At 72.2% G+C, this 19,374-nt stretch carries 12 protein-coding genes and 1 rRNA gene (1 of these 13 running past the window's edge); 7 read left to right on the top strand and 6 right to left on the bottom strand.

Annotated elements, in window-relative coordinates; all coding sequences use genetic code 11:
• Positions 1–12 precede the first annotated feature (12 nt).
• Complete coding sequence (locus tag WME73_RS12545) at positions 13–3,999, bottom strand: serine/threonine-protein kinase (RefSeq protein WP_437915850.1); 3,987 nt, start codon at positions 3,997–3,999, stop codon at positions 13–15.
• A gap of 286 nt (positions 4,000–4,285) precedes the next feature.
• Between WME73_RS12545 and WME73_RS12540 the strand changes: the two genes are divergently transcribed.
• Positions 4,286–5,434 (top strand): sensor histidine kinase, encoded by a 1,149-nt coding sequence (locus tag WME73_RS12540; protein WP_437745698.1) that lies wholly within the window; start codon positions 4,286–4,288, stop codon positions 5,432–5,434.
• Between the two features lie 39 nt (positions 5,435–5,473).
• Here WME73_RS12540 and WME73_RS12535 read toward each other — a convergent pair whose 3' ends face one another.
• Entirely contained in the window at positions 5,474–7,042 is a 1,569-nt protein-coding gene (locus tag WME73_RS12535) for an FAD-dependent oxidoreductase (protein WP_437915849.1), read from the bottom strand.
• Between the two features lie 16 nt (positions 7,043–7,058).
• Positions 7,059–8,207, bottom strand: coding sequence for a polysaccharide pyruvyl transferase family protein (locus tag WME73_RS12530; RefSeq protein ID WP_437745696.1), 1,149 nt, complete (start codon positions 8,205–8,207; stop codon positions 7,059–7,061).
• Positions 8,208–8,742: 535 nt separating this feature from the next.
• Here WME73_RS12530 and WME73_RS12525 point away from each other — a divergent pair.
• The 6 genes from WME73_RS12525 (at position 8,743) to WME73_RS12500 (ending at position 15,844) form a co-directional block, all read left to right on the top strand.
• Positions 8,743–9,579 (top strand): hypothetical protein, encoded by an 837-nt coding sequence (locus WME73_RS12525; RefSeq protein ID WP_437915848.1) that lies wholly within the window; start codon positions 8,743–8,745, stop codon positions 9,577–9,579.
• A 310-nt stretch (positions 9,580–9,889) separates the two neighbouring features.
• A complete protein-coding gene (locus tag WME73_RS12520; RefSeq protein ID WP_437745694.1) occupies positions 9,890–11,209 on the top strand; it encodes an ATP-dependent 6-phosphofructokinase in 1,320 nt (439 codons plus the stop codon).
• A gap of 118 nt (positions 11,210–11,327) precedes the next feature.
• On the top strand, positions 11,328–11,786 hold the full coding sequence (locus WME73_RS12515; RefSeq protein ID WP_437915847.1) for a hypothetical protein: 459 nt from the start codon (positions 11,328–11,330) through the stop codon (positions 11,784–11,786).
• A 300-nt stretch (positions 11,787–12,086) separates the two neighbouring features.
• The gene (locus tag WME73_RS12510; protein WP_437745692.1) at positions 12,087–13,592 is read left to right on the top strand and encodes a hypothetical protein; all 1,506 of its coding nucleotides are present in this window, start codon (positions 12,087–12,089) and stop codon (positions 13,590–13,592) included.
• A 7-nt stretch (positions 13,593–13,599) separates the two neighbouring features.
• Entirely contained in the window at positions 13,600–15,018 is a 1,419-nt protein-coding gene (locus WME73_RS12505; RefSeq protein ID WP_437915846.1) for a hypothetical protein, read from the top strand.
• A complete protein-coding gene (locus WME73_RS12500; protein ID WP_437745690.1) occupies positions 15,011–15,844 on the top strand; it encodes a class II glutamine amidotransferase in 834 nt (277 codons plus the stop codon). Before WME73_RS12505 ends, WME73_RS12500 begins: the two co-directional genes overlap by 8 nt.
• Positions 15,845–15,941: 97 nt before the next feature.
• Here WME73_RS12500 and WME73_RS12495 read toward each other — a convergent pair whose 3' ends face one another.
• From WME73_RS12495 to WME73_RS12485, 3 genes are all read right to left on the bottom strand, one after another.
• Entirely contained in the window at positions 15,942–16,316 is a 375-nt protein-coding gene (locus WME73_RS12495) for a zf-TFIIB domain-containing protein (RefSeq protein ID WP_437745689.1), read from the bottom strand.
• Positions 16,317–16,481: 165 nt separating this feature from the next.
• Entirely contained in the window at positions 16,482–18,284 is a 1,803-nt protein-coding gene (locus tag WME73_RS12490) for a hypothetical protein (protein WP_437915845.1), read from the bottom strand.
• Between the two features lie 529 nt (positions 18,285–18,813).
• Positions 18,814–19,374 (bottom strand): 23S ribosomal RNA (locus tag WME73_RS12485) (it continues 2,446 nt past the right edge of the window).

Raw genomic sequence — 19,374 nt, 5'->3', positions numbered from 1 at the left:
GTAACGCGGCGCTCAGGCGACAGCCCCCTGGCGCTCCAGAGCCCACGCCTCGGCGAGCGCGAGCGCCCGGGCGTTCTCGGGGATGCTCTCCAGGAAGCTCTGCCGCAACGCCGGCCTGCCGATCTTCGCGGCGCGCTCGAGGAGCCGCGAGCGCGCCGCCTCGATGATCTGCGCGGCGCGCTCGCGCTCGCCGGCGGCGCGCAGGGCCTCGGCGTAGGTCAGGCGGATCAGCGACTCTCCCTCCTCGGCCATCCCCGCGTCCTCGATGAGGCGGAACGCCTCCTGCGCGTGGACAAGCGCCTCGGCCGCCCCCTCGGGCCCCCCTCCCATCCGGGCGCGCGCGAGGATGGCCAGCGCCACCGCGCGCAGGAGCGGCGCCACGTCGAGCAGCGCCGCCGCCGCGCCCGCCTCGCGCGCGGCGGCCTCGCCGTCGCCCGAGAGCAGCGCCGCCCGGGCGAGGTACGCGCGCGAGAGCCCCTCCATGCGCCGGTTGCCCTGCCGGCGCGACGCGTCGATGGCCTGCTCGAGCAGCGCGCGGGCCTCGTCGATCTGGCCCGCCTGGAGGAGGGCGTGCCCCAGGTTCTGCCACGCGGTCGCGAGCACCTCGCGCACATCCATCCGTGTCGCCTGGGCGACGGCCGCGCGCAGCAGCTGCTCCGCGCGCTCGAGCGCGCCGAGCTCGGTGAGGATGAAGCCCATGTTCAGCTGGACAGAGCAGGCCTGCCGGCGATCGCCGGCGCGCCCGAACGCCCCGACCGCCACCTCCAGGGCGTCCACCGCGGCGGCGTGATCACCCGCGAGCGCGGCACGGAACGCGACGCTCTGGTGCAGCCCACCGACCGCCTCGTCGTCGACGGCCGGAGGATCCCCCGCGAGGCGCAGGCTCTGCTCGAGCAGCGCGTCGGCGGTCGCGTGCTGGTTGGCGAGCATGAGCTCCGCCGCGCACCAGGAGAGGCAGAGCACCACCGCGCTCAGCGCCCCCTCGGCGGGCGCCGTCGCCGCGAGCCGCGCGGCCCACGCCCCGGCGCGATCGACGGCGCCCTGCTTGCTGGCGCCGATCAGCGCCGCGGTGAGCGCGCGGTACCATGCGCCCGACCCCGGCTCGATCAGCGCGACCGCCTCCGTCGCGCGCGCCACGGTGGCCGACAGCTCGCCGCGCCACAGGTGCGCCTCGGCCTGGACCAGGCGCAGCGCGCCGAGATCCCGCCCGCTGGCCCCGGAGGCCACACCCCGCTCCGCGCGCGCGAGCGCGGCCGCGAGGTCGTTGCCGCGGAGCGCCTCCTCCGCCGCGGCGCAGAGCCACCGCACGGCCCGCTCGGGTTCGCCGCCGCGCTCGCAGTGCCCGGCCAGGACGAGCGCGTCCCGCTCCCCGGCGTGCTCCAGCCACTCGGAGGTGAGCCTGTGCCCGAGCCGCTGATCCGCCTCGGTGAGCATCCCGTACGCCGCGTCGCGCACGAGCCCGTGCCGGAACGCGTACTCCACCTCGCCCGGGAACCGGGACGCGGGCCGCCGCGCGATCCACTCCTGCTGCTCCAGCGCGAGGAGGCAGCCCGCGAGCGCGGCGTCGTCCCGGTCCACCCCGAGCAACCGGGCGACCGCGCCCCACCAGAACACCTCGCCCAGCAAGCTCCCGGCGCGCAGCGCCCGGCGCGCCTCCAGATCGAGCCCCTCGAGGCGCGCCTGCACCATGGCGAGCGCGGTCTCGGGCGCCTCGCCCGCGTCGCGGCCCTCGGCGCCCCCGGCGCCCTCGGCCGCCACGCGCAGCATCTCCTCCAGCAGGAACGGGTGCCCCGCCGCGCGCCGGACGAGCCCCTCCACCTGCTCCGTGGGCGCCTGCTCCCCGAGCGCCGCGCGCACCAGCCGCTCGCAGGCGAGGGCCGGCAGCGCCCCGAGCCGCATCGCGGTCGCGCCCCGCTCGGCCCACAGCCCCGGGAACACCTCGTCCACGTCGGGCCGCCCGAGCCCCAGCACCAGGAGCGGGCTCGACCGGAGCTGCCCGAGCGCCGCGTCCACGAGCTGCACGGTCGGCAGGTCGCCCCAGTGCAGGTCCTCGAGCACCAGGAGCACCGGCCCGGCGCGGCACTCCGCCTCCAGGAAGGTGAGCCAGGCGCGCCGCACCTGGTCGGCCATGAGCATCGGGTTCTGCCGCGCGGCGCGCAGCTCGCGCCGATCCGCGTCCGGGAACGGCGCGCCGATCACCTCGCCCAGGAACTCCGTCACGCGCGCCTGCTCCGCGGCGTCCACGGATCGCGCGACGCGCGCGGCGAGCTTCTCCCGGCCGCGCTCCTGGGCCTCGCCCTCCGCGATCTGCGCCGCGCGCCGCACCACCTGGGCGAGCAGCCCGAGCGGCGCCCCGGCCCGCACCGCGTCGCCCTGCGCCGTCCAGATCTGGGGCGGCGCCTCGCGGCCGCGCATCCTGCGCGCGAGCTCGATGCGGAGCCGCGACTTACCCACGCCGGCCGCCCCGATCACGAGCGCCGCCTGGGCGCACGGCTCCGAGGCGCACTGGTCGAAGAGGAGCTCGAGCCAGCGCAGCTCGCTGCTCCGCCCCACGAACGGCGTCGGCTTGCCGAGCAGCGCGCGCGCCTCCTCCAGCGGCTCCTGCTCGCCGAGCAGCGCCGCCCCGCGCTCGCCGTGCGCCACCTCGAAGCGCGGGCCGAGGAGGGACGCGGTCATCGCGTCGATCGCGATCGGCCGGAGCGCGTCCTCTGCGCCCCGCTCCGCGGCCGTGAGGTTCGCGACGGCGCGGTCGATCACGGGCCCGAGCGGCTGGGTCCCGTCCACGACCTCCCAGCCCGTCGCGAGCGCCACGTCGGAGGCCTGGAGCAGCGCCTTGAGCGAGAGGGCGCACCGGGCCGCGCTCGCCGCGAGATCCGTCGGCGCCTCGGCCCCCGTGAGCAGGGCCGCGATCGATCCGTCCCGGAGCAGCTCCACGCGCGCGCCGTGCAGGTCGGCGGTCCTCCGGATCGCCTGGAGGAGGGCGAGCGGCCAGCGGCGCTGATGGGTCAGGCCGCGCGCCGGCGCCGTGCTCGCCTCGCTGGACACGCGCTGCGGCGGCCGCGCCGGCTCGGCCCGGCGCGCCGCCAGCACCACGCTGACCAGCCGCCGCTCGGCCGTCGTGAGGCCGACCGACGGCGAGAGGGGCGCCGCGCTCGCCTCGCGGATCTCCGGTGAGCGCAGCTCCGCCCCGACCGCGCGCGCGTCCCCGGGCCGCAGCCGCCGATCCTTGCCCAGGAGGCGCGAGAGGAGCGCGTCGAGCGCCGGGGGCGCGCCGGGCCACAGCTCGCGGAGGCGGGGCGCCTGCTCGAAGAGCACCTTGGTGAGCAGCGCGACGACGTGCACCCCTGCGAACGGCGGCCGCCCGGTGAGGCACTCGAACAGCACGCACCCGAGCGCGTACAGGTCGGCGCGCGCGTCGATGTCGGGCTCGCCGCGGACCTGCTCCGGCGCCATGTAGGCGGGCGTCCCCACCGGGGCGTCGGGGTTGGTCAGCGTAAACGTGACGTCGGGGGCCCGCGCGATCCCGAAGTCGAGGATCTTCACCGCCGCGACGTCGCCGCCCGGCAGGAAGAGGTTCGCCGGCTTGACGTCCCGGTGGACCACCCCGCGCAGGTGCACGGCGCCGAGCGCCTCGGCGGCGCGCGCGGCGAGCGCGAGGCTCTCGTCGAGGCCCAGCGGCCCCCGCCGGAGCCGCGCCGCGAGATCCTCGCCGTCGAGCCACTCCATCGCCAGGTACTGCCGGCCCTCGGCGGTGACGCCGTGGGCGACGTGCCGCGCGATGGCGGGGTGGTGGAGCCCCGCGAGGACCCGCGCCTCCCGGCGGAACCGCTCGGCCTGCTCGGTCTGCTCGGTCTGCGCGGTCTCCGCGTGCAGCCCCACCTTGAGGGCGACCGGCTCCCCGGTCTCGCGGTCGACGGCCCGATAGACCGCGCCCATTCCCCCGGATCCCGCGACACGATCGAGCTCGAAGCGACCTGCGAACAGGTCCCCGGGGCGCATGCGCGGAGTATCGGGCACGCACGCCGCGCGTGCCAGGGCGGAGCGCGCGGCCGGGACCGACGCAGCGTCCTCTGCCTCCTTGCCTGGAATCTTCCTGCCTTCGAGCACGCCGGCGCGGGCAGCCCCAGCGCCGCCGAGGCCGTCTTTCGCCGACGACTCCCACCTCGGCTACCTGGCTCCGTCCGGCTCGTGTTTCTCCTGGGGGGCCTTGCGGGATCCATGACAATGGCCAACTGCGCCGCGTCGAATGACGAGGCGCATCAACGGCGATGGGGGGAGAGCGCACGTGAGCCACACGTTGTCGCGCATCACGGTCCTGCTCCGTGAGCGAAGCGAGGAGATCATACGCCGGTGGATAGCGCGCCTGCGGAGTGAACCGAAGATCCCACCGACCCGTGAGCTCACCGATGAGGACTTGAGAGATTACACGCCGAAGCTCCTCGACGACCTCCTCGACTCACTCGCGCAGCTCGCGCAGCCGGGCGCGCCGGACGGAGCCAGCGGCCCGGAGATCGGCAGCTCGGAGGCCGCCAAGGTGCACGCCTCGCATCGCATCGCCGAGGGCTACTCCCTCGCGGAGGAGCTGCGCGAGCTCGGCCTCCTTCGCGCCGTGATCGTGGACCTGTGCGCGCGGGAGGGGGTGGTGCTCGGCGGCGAGGAGGCCCAGCTCGTGCACTCGGCGATCGACGAGGTGATGATCACCGCGGCCGTCGAGTACGAGCGCGCGAGCTCGGCCGATCTCCGCCGTGACGTCGCGCTCCACGAGCTGTTCATCGCGGTCCTCGGGCATGACCTGCGCAACCCGCTCTCGGCCATCCGGTTCGCCACCGCCGCCCTGCTCAAGCGCGAGGACGTCACGACCGCCGTGGCGAGGCTCGCCCAGCGCATCGCCGCGAGCAACGAGAGGGCGGTGCGGATGGTCGAGGAGCTGCTCGACCTGACGCGCATCCGCTCCCACCGGGGTCTTCCGGTCGAACCGGAGCCCGTCGACCTCCGCGCGATTTGCCAGCGCGTGGTCGAGGAGCTCGAGCTCGCCCACCCGGAGCACACCATCCGCTTCACGGCCCACGGCGACGGGCGAGGCATGTGGGATCCGGGCCGGATGGGGCAGCTCATGTCGAACCTGATCGGCAACGCCGTCGACTACAGCCCGCCGAAGGAGCCGGTGCAGGTGGAGCTGCGCGGGTACGAGAATGTCGTCGTGATCGAGGTGATGAACCGCGGGACCCCGATCCCGCCCGAGCTGCTGCCGGTCCTCTTCGATCCGTTTCGCCGGGGCGAGCAGAGCCAGCGGGACCCACAACGCTCGAAAGGACTCGGGCTCGGGCTCTTCATCGTCAAATCGATCGTCGACGCGCACGGAGGCTCCATCCAGGTCACGAGCACGCTGGAGGAGGGCACCACGTTCCGCGTCAAGCTCCCCCGTTCGTCGTGACGCGGTCGTTTCGCCGACACGCCGCGGCGCGGCGCTGGCTCAGACCGGCCTCAGCGCCGGCCAGGCCAGCTCGATGCCCTCGCGGACCAGGAGCGCCTGGAGCTCTTCGCGGAGCGAGCTGCGGGCGCGCACCTGTCGCGGCAGCACGCGGCGCTCCAGGCAGAACGTCGCGAGCAGCCCCGCCGCCTCGCCGACGCTCCACTCCACAGGGTGGACCCGGTAGGCGCCGTTCGTGATGTGCGTGACGCCAAGGTTCTTCCCGCCCGGCAACAGGTTCTCCACCCGCATTGGAATAAGCGCACCCAGCGGTATCTGGAACGGCCAGCAGCCGAGATCGAGGTACCCGGCGCCCCCGATGCGCGGGTGCAGATCGATGCGATAACACCCGACCCCGACGCTCTCCTCGAACGTCGCGGGGCCGTCGGGCCGGAGCGGATACGCGATGTGCTGCTCGAGCACCGTGAGCTCGGCCCGGATCCGGCGGGACTCGCGGATGTAGGGCGCTGGCGCGAGGCCGTCGACCGTGCCGCCGACCACGTCCCCGCGGAGGCGCAAGCCTGGATAGCCGACCCCGCCGTCCGGGCGAGGCGCCTCGGTCTGCATCCAGTACAGAAGGCTCAGGCTGAGGTTCCGCGCTGCGTCCAGGTGCCGCGCGGCCTCCGCCTCGTCGACGCCGCAGACGGGCCCGAACCAATAGTCGTTCTGAGGCCAGTTCACGATGGTGATGTCGCTCGGCGCGAACCCCGCTTCGAAGACCGTCCTGTCGAGGATCCGCCGGAAGCTCCACCAGGGATGCCGGTCCTCCGCGGCGAACAGACCTCGAGTCAGGGGCTCGTGTGTCTCGGGTCGAACCGCCGTCCAGTCCAGCAGCCGACCCGGCCAGCCGGGCGGCTCGAGCGAGCGCCAGCGCTCGTACTGACAGGGCCTGTCGATGACATGGTCCTCTCCAGGGTGGTGCTCGATCGCAAAGCAGACGGTGATCGCCTGCTGGGCCCCCGGATCCGCGCGCTCGGGGGCGTGCGGCTCGCAGGTCTCCGCGCGAGACTCTGCCCCGAGCACGTGCTCCACGCCCGCGAGCGAGAGGAGCTCGCCATGAGGCGTGGCATCGATGAAGAGGTCGGCCACGAGGAGGACATCGCGCCCCGATTCCAGCCCTCGGACCACGACGCCGGTCACCCGGTCGCCGTGCGTCCACGCCGAGATGGGCCGGTGAGCATGGATCGCGACGAGGCGCCCGTTGAGCCGATACGGCGCGATCATCTCGTGCAGGACCGCCACCGCGACCCGCGGATCGTGGCACAGGCGGCTGACCCAGCCGTTGCCGGGGTTGAGCTCGGGGAGCGCCCTGGCCGACGCGGTGAGCGGTAGATGCCTGCGGTAATACTCGCGGATCCCCTGGCGCAGCGCGCGGTAGCTCCGGGTCGCCCCGATGTCCTCGATCCACGGGTGCTCGTCCGGAGGGACCGCCTGGTTCGTCAGCTGGCCCCCGAGCCAGTGAGTCTCCTCCGTCAGGACGACGCGGCGGCCCGTCCTGGCCGCCGCGAGCGCAGCCGCGCAGCCGCCGAGCTCTCCGCCGATGACGGCGACGTCGGTCCGGATCACGTCCATCGCCAGCTCCCCGCGCTCACGCGCTCTTCCGCACGGGCTGCGCCGCCGGAGCTCGCCGCGCGAGGAGCTCGGTGACGAGCTGGTTATTCTCCCTCGCCCTGGCCTTCAGGCCAGGGAGCAGCCGGCGGATCTTCGCGCGGATCTCGTGACGCGTGTCCCACGAGCGATCGAGCCTGGCGATGAGCTGCCCGGAGCTGATGCTCCCGAGGGGCGGGGTCTCCATCTCGAGGTCCTCGATGAACCCCGCGATCTTGGACGCGTAGGGCAGCGCGACGAACGGGGTCTCGCGGAGCGCCGAGAAGATCAGGAAGTGGAGGCGCATGCCCACCACGAACTCGAGGTGCCCGACGAGGCCGAGGATCTGCTGCGGCGTGTACCGGCGCCTCAAGACCTCTGCCCGCTCGGCGTTCTTCATGTGGGCGACGACCGCGTGGCTGTGCTGCACGTCCGTCCGTTCCATGGACACGAACACGACGTCCGCGTCGAGGCGCTCGACGACGAAGTCGGCGGCGTTGGCGAGCAGGCCATAGTACTCGTCAGGGTCGATGTCGGGCGCCGCCGGGCCCGGCTCCCTGACGGAGAAGCCGACAAGGTGCCGCTCGAACTCGACCCCCTCGGCCCGGATGGCCTCGATGGGCAGCGCCTCTTCGCGCAGCAGCAGGGCCGGATCGGCCGTGAGACGAATCTCGCGATTCACCCCCACCTCCTCGAGGAGGCGACGTCCCTGCTTGTCTCGTACGGTGACGATGTCCGCGGCGTTCAGCGCCGCCCGTACAGCCTGCTTCGCGCTCGGGTCCGACAGCGGACCGGCGCTCACGGCGTAGATCACGACGGGGACGCCGCGCTCCTCCGCGATGAGCGCCTCTCTCAGATAGACCGGCGCGTCCCGATCGTACAGGATGCCTCCCCCGCCGAGGACGAAGAGATCGAGGCGCTCGATCTCGGCGGTCGATTCCATTCGGGTGAGGTCACGAACGGGGACGACGCGCTCCACCTTGTGGCGCGCCTTCGTGTCCTCCGGGCACAGCGAGAACACGGTGATCTCCGCTGGAGTCGTCTCCCGGAGCTGCGTGACGATGCCATCGAGGATGGCCTCGTCGCCGAGGTTCATTCCGCCGTAGGACCCTGAAATCCCGATTCGGAACGGCTGGTTCGCCTTGTCCATCGTGGGCTCCTCCCGCGAGCGCCTCGCTCGATCGCCGCGCCGTCACGTCGCGTCGAGCGCGGCCCTCCGCCAGCTGCGACCTGCTCGGTCGTCCGAGATCGTCAGCGCAGCGCAGGACCTTGCCACGGCGGCGGCGAGGCGCAATGTCCGCCGGCGGAGGACGCACCATGGGACACGTGCAGGCGCGGACGACCCGGAGTGGCTCGAGAGAGCCAGGCGGCGAGGCGCGCCCGGCCAGGGAGCAGCGCGCGGGGCGAGCCGCGGCGCGGGTCGCGCCGGCCGTGCCCGCGGGTGATGTCGTGGACGAGGCCTGTCAGCAATCCTTTCCTGCCAGCGACCCACCCGCCTGGACGCCTGTGATAGCCGGCCTGCCGCGCGACGACCGGTCAGAATGCCCCGACCTGGGATGACCGTCCCCGTCCGCACCACCGCGCGGCTCTCGCCGTCATCGTACAGATAGAGGCCGGTGTCGGGGACCGGCGCGCCCTCGTCGACGCGCGCCTCGAGAGAACGGTCATGATAGCGTGACCTGCCGATGCTTCCGCGCACCCTCGCCTTGCTCGCCCTGTGGACCTGTGGCTGCGCCCCGGCGCTCTCCACGCTCCAGCCGGCCCACGTGGCCGAGAAAGGCCATGTCCAGGCCGAGCTCGGGCTCGACGTCTCGATCCCGACCGGCACCCTCGCGTCGCTCGTGGACGCCGGCGTCGTGCTGGCGGACGCCGCGGAGTCACGGGAGCTGTCCGAGGCCGAGCGGCAGGCGCTCTTCGAGGCGGGCGGCGCGCTCGCGTTGAACCCGCCCTCGGTCACCCCGCACATCGGCATCGGCTACACCGCGCTCGATCGCTGGGAGCTCAACCTCCGATATACCGGCAGCGCGTTCCGCCTGGGCACCCGCTACCAGCTCCTGAAGCGCGACAAGCACGGCATCGATCTGACGGCCGGCGCCGGCGTCGGGCGCTACGTGATGGAGTTCCCCGTCGGGAGCGTCCTGGGCATCGTCGAGCTGGAGGACTTCACGCGATGGCAGATCGACCTGCCGATCCAGATCGGGACGGCGGGCACATGGTACCGGGTCTGGGGCGGCCCGCGCCTGATGTTCACGACGTTCGACACCGCGCTCGTCCTGGACCTGCCCGCCTTCACCGGCTATCCGGGCGAGCGGGAGCTCGCGTCGTTCTCCGGCACCGGCTTCTACGTGGGCGGCCAGGCCGGCGTCGCGCTCGGCTATAAACACGTATTCTTCGGCTTCGAGCTGACGATGGCGGAGATCTTCTCGAGCGGTGAGCTCACGGTGCTCGGTCAGCGGGCGGTCGCGCTCGATCTCGACAGCTTCATCGTCTACCCGTCGGTAGGTCTGATGGCTGAATTCTAGATCCAGAGCACCGGACGATCGACGCGCGCCGCCTCAGCGGAGCGCGGCCGCGTGGTCCTGCGCGAACCGCTCGAAGCCGATCGGCTCAGCCCCGGTGACGTCCTTCACCGGACAGGGTGGCGGCCTGGTTCACGAGGAACGGGAGCTGCGCGTAGCGCGCTGCGCCTCGGGTGGGAATGGAACCGCGCGGCGTTACGATAGCTTATCGCTCCTGAAAAGCGGCCGAAACAGGCGCCGTCCGATCATGGCAGGGTCCCCGCGGCGGTGCTCGCCGGAGGGGCGCCGTTCTCCCCACCTGGAGGCATTGCGCGTGGTGACCCCTGCCGACCTCGCCATCAAGGACCTCGGCCCCTGCCGGCACCCCTCGCCCGTCGCCGAGAAGCTCGGCGAGAAGGCCACGGTGTACGTCGGCGAGGCCGACAAGGTGCTGTTCAACGATCGCCTGTCCGCCGTCCTCGCGGACGCCTCCGGCGCGCGGCCTCCGGCGTTCGAGCTGGCCGGACCGCGCAACCGCGTCTTCTGGGATCCGAAGGAGGTGCGCGCCGGCATCGTGACGTGCGGCGGGCTCTGCCCCGGCGTCAACAACGTCATCCGCGGCCTCGTGCTCACGATGGCGCAGAGCTATGGGGTGCCGGAGATCTTCGGCTTCCGCTACGGCTACGAGGGGCTCGTCGCCCGCTTCGGGCACGCCCCGATGCGCCTGGATCCCCGGAGCGTCGAGGAGATCCACCGCATGGGCGGCACCGTTCTCGGCACCTCCCGCGGCAACCAGGACCCGCACCAGATGGTGGACACGCTCGAGGCCCTCGGCATCAGCGTCCTCTTCGTCGTCGGCGGCGACGGCACCATCCGCGGCGCGATGTCGCTCGTCCGGGCCATCGAGGAGCGCCGCCTGTCGATCGGGGTCGTCGGCGTGCCCAAGACCATCGACAACGACATCAAGTTCATCGACCGCAGCTTCGGCTTCGAGAGCGCCTTCGCCGCCGCCGTCGACGTCATCCGCAGCGCGCACGTGGAGGCCTCCGGGGCGAAGAACGGCATCGGGCTCGTCAAGCTGATGGGCCGCCACTCGGGCTTCATCGCGTGCGCGGCGGCGCTCGCGTCGGCGGACGTGGACGTTGTCCTCATCCCCGAGGTCCACGCGGAGCTCGACGGCCCGTGCGGGCTGCTCGCGCACCTCGAGCGCCGGCTCGCCCGTCACGGCAACGCCGTGATCGTCGTCGCCGAGGGCGCCCTGCAAGAACACTGCACCTCCAGCGCGGAGCCCATGGCGACGGATCTCAGCGGCAACCTCAAGCTGAAGGACATCGGCCTCTTCCTGCGCGACCGCATCAACGCGCACTTCCGGGCGCGCGGCGTCGAGGCGACGCTGAAGTACCTGGACCCGAGCTATCATATCCGCAGCGTCCCCGCGTCCCCGTCGGACAGCGTGTATTGCTGGAACATGGCCCGGAACGCGGTCCACGCGGCCATGGCGGGCAACACCGAGATGCTGATCGGCCGGTGGCACGGCCGCTTCGTGCACGTGCCGATGCCCCTGGCCGTCCGCATGCGCAAGCAGGTGGACCCGACGGACGACCTGTGGATGGCCGTCGTGGAGGCCACGGGGCAGCCGCTCTCGTTCTACTAGCGCCACCCGCCAGGGGTCCGGAGCGAGAATTCAACGCAAGTCGCAAAGCCACAAAGTCGCAAAAAGAACAATTGGATCGGCCTTCGCCCCGCGCGTCGCGGGCTCGCCCCGTGCCATCATGGCCGGCATGAAGCTCTCGCTGCCCTCTCGCTCGCTCGTGCTCGCCGGCCTCGCCTGCCTCGCCGGCTGTACCAAGGAACCCGCGCCGCAGGCCCCGCCGGGGGTCGACGCTCCGCCCGCGTCGCAGGCCCCGCCGGCGGCCGAGACCTCGCCCGCGGCGCAGCCCCCGCCGGCGGGCGGCGAGCCGCGCGCTGCGGCGCCGGAGCCTCGGTGCGAGGCCGACGCCGACTGCGTGGTGTCCTGCGCGCGGGCCGGGCAGTGCTGCGACCAGCTGTGCCCGCCGTGCGACCAGGCGTTCCACCGCGACGCGCTCGCGGAGCTCCAGAAGTGGCGCGCCGCGAGCTGCGCCGCCGAGAGCTGCCCGGTCGCCAAGTGCATGGCACCGAAGGAGGACTCGGTCGCTCGCTGCAAGGCGGGCGCGTGTGTCGTCGAGCGCGTCCCGCACGTCGACCGATGAGCCGGCGCCCGGGATGAAACCTCCCCGACACCTGCGCGAAACTCGGGGGACACCTTCGCACAGCGCCCACGGCGCGTTTTGCCACAGGCTGCATCCGCGCCACACCGATCGAGCTCGACGCCAGCGGGCCGCGGTCTCCGGCCTCGTTCATGTCGAGACCGCCGTCCGTGGCCCTGCGCTTGCATTGCGCGGCGCGTAGGGCGCGGGAACATCGCGATCCCGGCGGCGAGCTCTCCTGGAGCCCACGGCGCTCGCCGTGCTGGAGGACGGGCCCTCGCCGGGATCGCAGCGGGAGGTCCCTTGGGCATCGAGATCCAGCAAGACCACTTCAAGACCGTCGATTATCGGCTCTTCAAGACGCGGCTCCAGCAGAACCTCGCGGCGCTGGAGATGGTGCTCGCCCGGCCGGGGTTCGGCCACGGGGAAGCGACGATCGGCACCGAGCTCGAGATGTTCCTCGTCGATCGCGAGGCGCGCCCCGTGCCGATCGGGGCGGAGATCGCGCGCGCCGCGGCGAGCCCGATGATCACGCCGGAGATGGGCGCGTTCGACATCGAGCTCAGCACCCAGCCGGTGCCGCTCGCCGGCAGGCCGCTCTCGGCGCTGCGCGAGCAGATGCGCGCGACCGTCGAGGCGATCCGCGAGCGCGCGGCGGCGCGGGGCGCGCGCGTGGTCCCGGTCAGCATCCTGCCGACCTTCCAGCGGCGCGACTTCAGCCCTGCGACGATCACGAACCTGCCCCGGTATCGGGCGCTCGCCGCGGGGCTCTGCAGGCTGCGCAGGGCGCCCTTCCACATCCAGATCGACGGCGCCGAGCCGCTGGAGCTCACGTCGGACGACCCCGCGATGGAGGCGGCGAACACCGCCTTTCAGATCCACCTCCGGGCCACGCCCGACGCCTTCGCGCGGCTGTTCAACGCCGCCATGATGATGACCGCGCCCGCGCTCGCGGCCGCGTGCAACTCGCCCACCTTCCTCGGCCACCGGCTGTGGCACGAGACGCGGGTGGCGGTGTTCAAGCAGGCAGGCGACGATCGCCCGCCGGCGCCCGGCGCGGACTGGAAGATGCCGGCCCGCATCGGCTTCGGGACCGGCTGGGTGCGCGACGGCGCGGCGGAGCTCTTCATGGAGAGCGTCGCGCTGCACGAGCCCATCCTCCCCGTGTGCGGCGACGAGGACGTCGTCGGCTGCGCGCGGGCCGGCGGGATACCGCAGCTCCACGAGCTCCGCCTGCACCACGGCACCGTCTGGAACTGGAATCGACCGGTGTACGATCCGGCCGGCGACGGCCACTTGCGGATCGAGCTGCGCGCCTTGCCGTCCGGGCCCACGCTCGATGACATGCTCGCGAACGGGAGCTTCCTGCTCGGAGGCATCCTCGCCCTCGCGCCCTCCATCGGAGAGCTCCTGCCGTCGTTCCCGTTCGAGCTCGCCGTGAGGAACTTCTACCATGCAGCGCACTACGGCCTCGACGCCGAGCTCGTCTGGCCCGCCGTACCGGGGGCCGCGCCGAGGTGCGTCCGGGCGCGCGATCTCCTCCTCTCGCTCTTGCCGCGGGTCGAGGAGGGCCTCGTGACCGCGGGCGTCGACGGGGACGAGGCCCGCCATTATCTCCGGATCTTCGAGGCGCGGGTCGCCAGAGGCATCACCGGCGCCACATGGCAGCTCCGCGCGCTCTCGGCGCTGGAGATGGGCTCCGCGTCGCGCGAGGAGGCGCTGAGAAAGATGCTGGAGCGCTACATGGCCGAGGTCGACTCCGGCGCGCCCGTGCACGCCTGGGGGACCCCGCGCGCGGGCGCGACATGAGGTCGCCATGAGCCATGACGCCACGAGATCCCTCGCGGAGCAGCTCGACGCCCGGCTCGCCGCGCCGGGGGCGATGGATGCGGCGCAATTCGAGGCGTTCCTCGAGGCCCAGCGGCGGCTCGGGCTGGTCCACGGCGCGCGCCCGCTGTGCCGCCACCTGCGGCCGTACCTCATCGCCGAGCAGGACCTCGCCGCGATCGCCCGCGCGGCCGAGCAGATCGCCTCCGCGCTGGAGAGGGTCGCGCAGCGCGCGATCCGGGACGACTTCCTGGCCGAGGAGGTCGGGCTCTCCGCGGACGAGCGCGCCCTCGCGGCCATCGTGCCGGGTCCGGGGCCGCTCCACACGGTCGGGCGCCTCGACATGCTGATCACCGACGGCGGCTTCTCCTTCATCGAGTACAACGCCGACTCCCCCGCCGGGCTCACCGACCAGATCCTCGTCGAGCGGACGCTGATGGCGCTCCCCCACCTCGCGCCGCTCCGGGACGGGCGTGGCCTGCGCACGCCGGCGCCGCACCGGGCGCTCCTCGGCGCCCTGCGCGAGGGCTACGCCGCGTGGGGCGGGCGCGAGGCGCGGCCCGCGATAGCCATCGTCGACTGGGCCACTGTCGACACCTCGGCCGAGCTCAGGGTGCTCGCCGACCTGTTCTCGGCCGAGGGGCACCGGACCAGGATCGTCGATCCGGACGAGCTCACGTACGACGGCCGCCGCCTCGGAGCGGGCGGGGAGCGGATCGATCTCGTCTACCGGCGCGTGATCACGCAGGAGCTCGTCGCGCGGCGCGGCCTCAATCACCCCCTGATCCGCGCCTACTGCGATCGCGCGGCGCACGTGGCGAACTCGTTCCGGATCAGGCCCCTCAACAAGAAGGCGGCGTTCGCCGTGCTGAGCAACCCCATGTTCTCGGGCCTGTTCACGCCCGAGCAGCGCGCGGCCATCGCGGAGCACGTCCCCTGGACGCGCCGGGTGACCGCCGGCCGCGCCGCCTGGCGGGGCCGCGAGGTGGATCTCGTCGAGCTCCTCCTCGGAGAGCAGGAGAGCTTCGTGCTGAAGCCGAACGACGAGTACGGCGGCAAAGGCGTGCTGCTCGGGTGGACGGCGACGCCGGCGGCCTGGAGAGAGGCAGTCCGGGCCGCCGCGGACCAGCCCTGCATCGCGCAGGAGCGGCGCCGCCCGCGCACCGCGCGCATGCCGACGTTCCGCGGCGGCGCCGTGGAGGAAGAGCAGGTCTATTTCGACCTTTGCCCCTTCGTCTTCGCCCGCGGCGTGGAGGGCCCGCTCTCCACCTTCACCACGCGCATGGAGGGCGCCATGGTCCGGCTCTCCGCCTCGGAGGTCAGCAACGTCTCCGCGGGAGGCGGGGTCACGGGCCTCGTGATCGTCGACGGCGCGCGCGCGCCGCGGGAGGGTGCCCGTCATGTGTGAGCTGCTTGGCATGGTGTCGAACGTGCCCACGGACATCGTGTTCTCGTTCACGGGGCTCGCGCTCCGCGGCGGGCAGACGGGGCCGCACGCGGACGGCTGGGGCGTCTCGCTGTACGATGGGCTGTTCGCGCGCACGTTCCTCGAGCCTCACCCGGCCTTCTCGAGCCCGCTCGCGCGGTTCATCCGCGAGAACCCGATCCACACGGCCCTCGCCATCGCGCACGTGCGCAAGATGACGCGCGGGGGAGCGGCCCTGAAGAACACGCACCCGTTCATGCGGGTCCTCCACCGCCGGCACATCGTGTTCGCGCACAACGGCACCTTGCCCACGGTCAGGGATCGGAAGCTCCACGTCGAGACGCCGGTCGGCGACACCGACAGCGAGCACGCCTTCTGCGTCCTCCTCGAGGCGATCCGGAGCGCGTACGGCGAGAGGTACCCGGGCGACGCGCGGGAGCTGGGGCGCACGCTGTACGAGCTGGGGAACGAGCTCGGCGCCGATGGCGTCTTCAACTTCCTGTTCGCGGACGGCGAGCACCTCTTCGCCCGCTGCGGCGATAACCTGTCCTGCATCCTGCGCCAGGCCCCGTTCGGCGAGGCCACGCTCGTGGACGCGGATCTCAAGGTGAATTTCAACGACCTCCACGGCGTCGGCCCCGACGCGCGGATGGCGGTCGTCGCCACAGAGCCGCTCACGCGCGACGAGCTCTGGCGCAAGGCGACGCCCGGCACGCTGTGGGTCTTCCGCGCCGGCGAGCTCCTGGCGACGTTCCCCGAGGCCCGCGAGGGCTCAGGCGCCGAGGAGTCCGGCCGCGAGGCCCCCTGATCGAGCGCGCCCCGGGGGGCAGCCGGGCGGGCTCCTCGAGGCTGAGCTGCACGGCCGAGGAGAGCCCGTGTCCGCGGCTCCGGGCGCCGGCACGCCGTCAGCTGCGCGGGCGCGCGACCAGGTCCCGGAAGAAGTCGCTCAGCGTGTGCTCCTTGTAATCGCGGAACTCGCCGGCATCGAAGTAGACGCCGCCGCAGACGCTGCAGTTCTCGTACCAGATGTGCGACTGCTCCGGGTCGACCATGCGCACCATCGGCGTCGAGCAGCGGGGGCACGGCACCCGCCGGATCTGGTTGTTCTTCCGCCCTACCGAGGGGTCGCCGGTGTCGATCTGCTGGGAGCCCGCCATGGCCTTGAGGGACTCCTTCTCGCGGCTGTCGAACCAGATCCCGCCGCACGCCGTACACCGGTCGACATCGATCCCGCCGAAGGTGACGATATCCATCGAGGCCGTGCATTTCGGACAGTTCACGTCATGCTCCAGTGCGGCAGGCGCCGCCGTCGGGAGCGATGGTATCAGACGCCCCGGATCGCGGGAAGAGCGTCGATCGCCTCGCTGGAGACGGTCGGCGGCATGCACGGTCGCCAGCCAGCGGGCGGGCTGTCCCCCACCGCGCGCACCGCGCGGCGCGCGACGTTATTTCGAGCCCATCTTCTCCTTCACGATCTGCTGCAATTGATCGAAGTAGCGGCTGTCGCGCCGGACGGCGATGCCGAACTGGGATGTCCCGAGCTTCGACTTCGAGTAGACGACATAACGGGACATCTCGCGGTGGGCCGTCAGATCCGCGGTCATCTGCACGTAATGAGGGTGTGGCATGTAGATGAGATCGGGCTTGTAGGCCTCGAAGAACCTGTCCGCGGAGAACGGCTCGAGCGCGAAGCGCCGGTCGTTGAGGCCGGCCATGTCGATGATCGTCTTCTTGAGGTTCATCGCGCCGAGCATCCCGACCTCGGTCGTGGCGATGACGAGGTCGTCGGGGAGCTTCGAGACGCGATCGATCGCGAACCAGTATTTCTGCGGTCCCGAGGTGTTGCCGTGCTTGACGATGTTGAAATGCCCGAGCCGATTCGCCGCGACGGCGCCGGCGAGGTCCCTGCCTGCCGCGGCGAGGGGAGTCGACAGCTGGAGCCAGAGGATCGCCAGCGCGGCCACGCCGGCCAGGGGCAGGGCGGCCGGCGCGGGCTGGCCGACCGAGTCGGAGAGCGTCCGCGCAAGCCGGGCGGCGCTCCGGCAAGCGAGGTAGATGAGGCCTGGCAGCGGCGCGTAATAGAACCGCTGCGAGAACCCCATGATCGGCACGACGAACAGCCACGAGTAGGCGAGGCACAGGAGCGTCGCGGCGAGGACCCCTTTGTCGAACGCCGAGGACTCCGCCCAGAAGGCCCGGGGGCCGCTCCTCCGCCCCTCGCCTGCCGGCGCGCCGGGGCTCGCCTGCCGCGCGCCGAGGCCCACGAGCACGTCGAGCGCGATGACGGTGAAGAGCGGCCAGAAGAGCTCGATCCAGTCGACGAGATCGATGGTCGGACGCCCGCGGTAGGCGCGGAGGATCCCTGATCCGTAGAGGTTCGTCGACTTGGCATAGAACGGCAGCGGTAGGGGCGAGCCGAAGTACAGCTTGGCGGCCGCGAGGTGGAGGGCGAGGACGCCCGCCGTCGCGGCGAGGGCGGCGAGCCCGAAGCGCCGGCGGTCGCGGTCGCGCTCGAGCGCGACGAGCGCGAGCGGGACGAGGACGGCGTAGGCCGTGAGCTCTGGCCGCACCGAGAAGGCGAGCCCGCCGAACGCGCCGAGCGCCACGCCGCCGGCGACCCGGGCCGCGCCGAGCAGCCGCAGCGTGAGGAGCAGGTACGCGGTGAGGAAGCAGAGGCCGAACGACGTGTCCATGCCGCTCACGAAGTGGTCGGTCAGCGTGGACCGGGCGGCGCAGAACGCGACGAGGGTGAAGCAGGACAGGCGCGCGACCTTGCCGTCGCCGGCCGCCCGCAGGACGAGCAGGGCGAGCAGGACGAGCAGCACGGGACCCCAGACGAGGCTCTGAAGCATCGCGGCGAGGCTCGTGTTGCCGCCGGCGATGAGGTGGAACGGCACGGCGGCGACGATGAAGGCGAGCGAGGTGAGCCCGTAGGACGGCGGCCCCTTGGGGTTCCACGAGACGCTGTGGTCGGCGAGGATGTTGTGCGCGTACCGCTGGAACATGTACGCGTCGTCCCAGAGCGTCGTCAGGTCGAAGCGCACCACCGTCTTGCATGCCAGCAGCGCGAGGCAGAGCGCCATCGTGATCCAGAAGCAGACCGAGGCGAGCCTGCGCACCGCCTCCCGTGGCAGCGACGGAGAGCGCTCCACGACCTCTTCCGCCGCCGCGCCCTGCCCTGCCGATGCATCAGCGGACGGTTCGGCTCGCTGCTCCTCCGGCAGCGTGGTTTCTACGTGCGTCGTCATCGTGCTTGGCGCCTCGACTACATGGTTCCGGCCGGAAGCCCTGCTTCCGCCGACGGGTTCGCGTCACCGAGGCGAGCGCCGTGGGGAGGCTCGCGGCGCTCGGATTCCCTTTGCGGATCGACGCGTTGCGCCGTCTCCGTGGGCCACTGCCTCAGAGGTCGCATGCGGCGACCATAGTCGCACCTGCAGCGCGCCGTACATCCGGAACCGGCGTGGAAAACTTGCCCCGCGCAGCACGAGGCGGCGCGCGGCCGCGTTCGGCGCCGTGGCGCGCCTCGGACCCGGGCCCCAGTCCTTCGCGCGGGACCGGTCAGCTCACCGAGGCCCCCCACGCCGCGCGAAGAACGAGGCCCCCCGGGCGGCCCGGCCGGTGAGCCCAGCGAGGCCCAGCTCCGCGAGGCGAAGACAAAAGCAGAAAAGCCCGCATGACGTCCGCCATGCAGGCTCTCTTCTGAAGCGTCTCTCGCACGCTGCGACGCGCCGCTCACACCCGAGCACCGGGCGCGAGGCTCGTCACGTTCCATGGAGCAAGGTCAAGCCGCACGACCTATTAGTACCGGTTAGCTCCGCCGATTGCTCGGCTTCCACACCCGGCCTATCAACCTCGTGGTCTACGAGGGGTCTTTAGGGGCCTTGCGGCCCGGGACACCTAGTCTTGAGGCCGGCTTCCCGCTTAGATGCTTTCAGCGGTTATCCGTTCCGTACATGGCTACCCGGCTATGCCCTTGGCAGGACAACCGGAACACCAGAGGTACGTCCACCCAGGTCCTCTCGTACTATGGGCAGCTCCTCTCAAGTGTCCTACGCCCACGGCAGATAGGGACCAAACTGTCTCACGACGTTTTAAACCCAGCTCGCGTACCGCTTTAATCGGCGAACAGCCGAACCCTTGGGACCTGCTCCAGCCCCAGGATGCGATGGGCCGACATCGAGGTGCCAAACCGCGCCGCCGATATGAACTCTCAGGCGCGATCAGCCTGTTATCCCCAGAGTACCTTTTATCCGATGAGCGATGGCCCTTCCATACAGAACCACCGGATCACTAACGCCTGCTTTCGCACCTGTTCGACCTGTCGGTCTCACAGTTAAG

It is taken from the genome of Sorangium sp. So ce302 (assembly GCF_051530145.1).
GTDB classification, from domain to species: Bacteria; Myxococcota_A; Polyangia; order Polyangiales; family Polyangiaceae; genus Sorangium; species Sorangium cellulosum_B.
This window is presented reverse-complemented; position numbering and strand designations above follow the sequence as displayed.

Excerpts from the sequence above, each read along its gene's own strand:
- WME73_RS12545 (WP_437915850.1), bottom strand. The coding sequence starts at position 3,999 with ATGCGCCCCGGGGACCTGTTCGCAGGTCGCTTCGAGCTCGATCGTGTC.
- WME73_RS12535 (WP_437915849.1), bottom strand. The coding sequence starts at position 7,042 with ATGGACGTGATCCGGACCGACGTCGCCGTCATCGGCGGAGAGCTCGGC.
- WME73_RS12530 (WP_437745696.1), bottom strand. The coding sequence starts at position 8,207 with ATGGACAAGGCGAACCAGCCGTTCCGAATCGGGATTTCAGGGTCCTAC.
- WME73_RS12525 (WP_437915848.1), top strand. The coding sequence starts at position 8,743 with ATGCTTCCGCGCACCCTCGCCTTGCTCGCCCTGTGGACCTGTGGCTGC.
- WME73_RS12515 (WP_437915847.1), top strand. The coding sequence starts at position 11,328 with ATGGCCGGCATGAAGCTCTCGCTGCCCTCTCGCTCGCTCGTGCTCGCC.
- WME73_RS12505 (WP_437915846.1), top strand. The coding sequence starts at position 13,600 with ATGAGCCATGACGCCACGAGATCCCTCGCGGAGCAGCTCGACGCCCGG.
- WME73_RS12500 (WP_437745690.1), top strand. The coding sequence starts at position 15,011 with ATGTGTGAGCTGCTTGGCATGGTGTCGAACGTGCCCACGGACATCGTG.
- WME73_RS12490 (WP_437915845.1), bottom strand. The coding sequence starts at position 18,284 with ATGACGACGCACGTAGAAACCACGCTGCCGGAGGAGCAGCGAGCCGAA.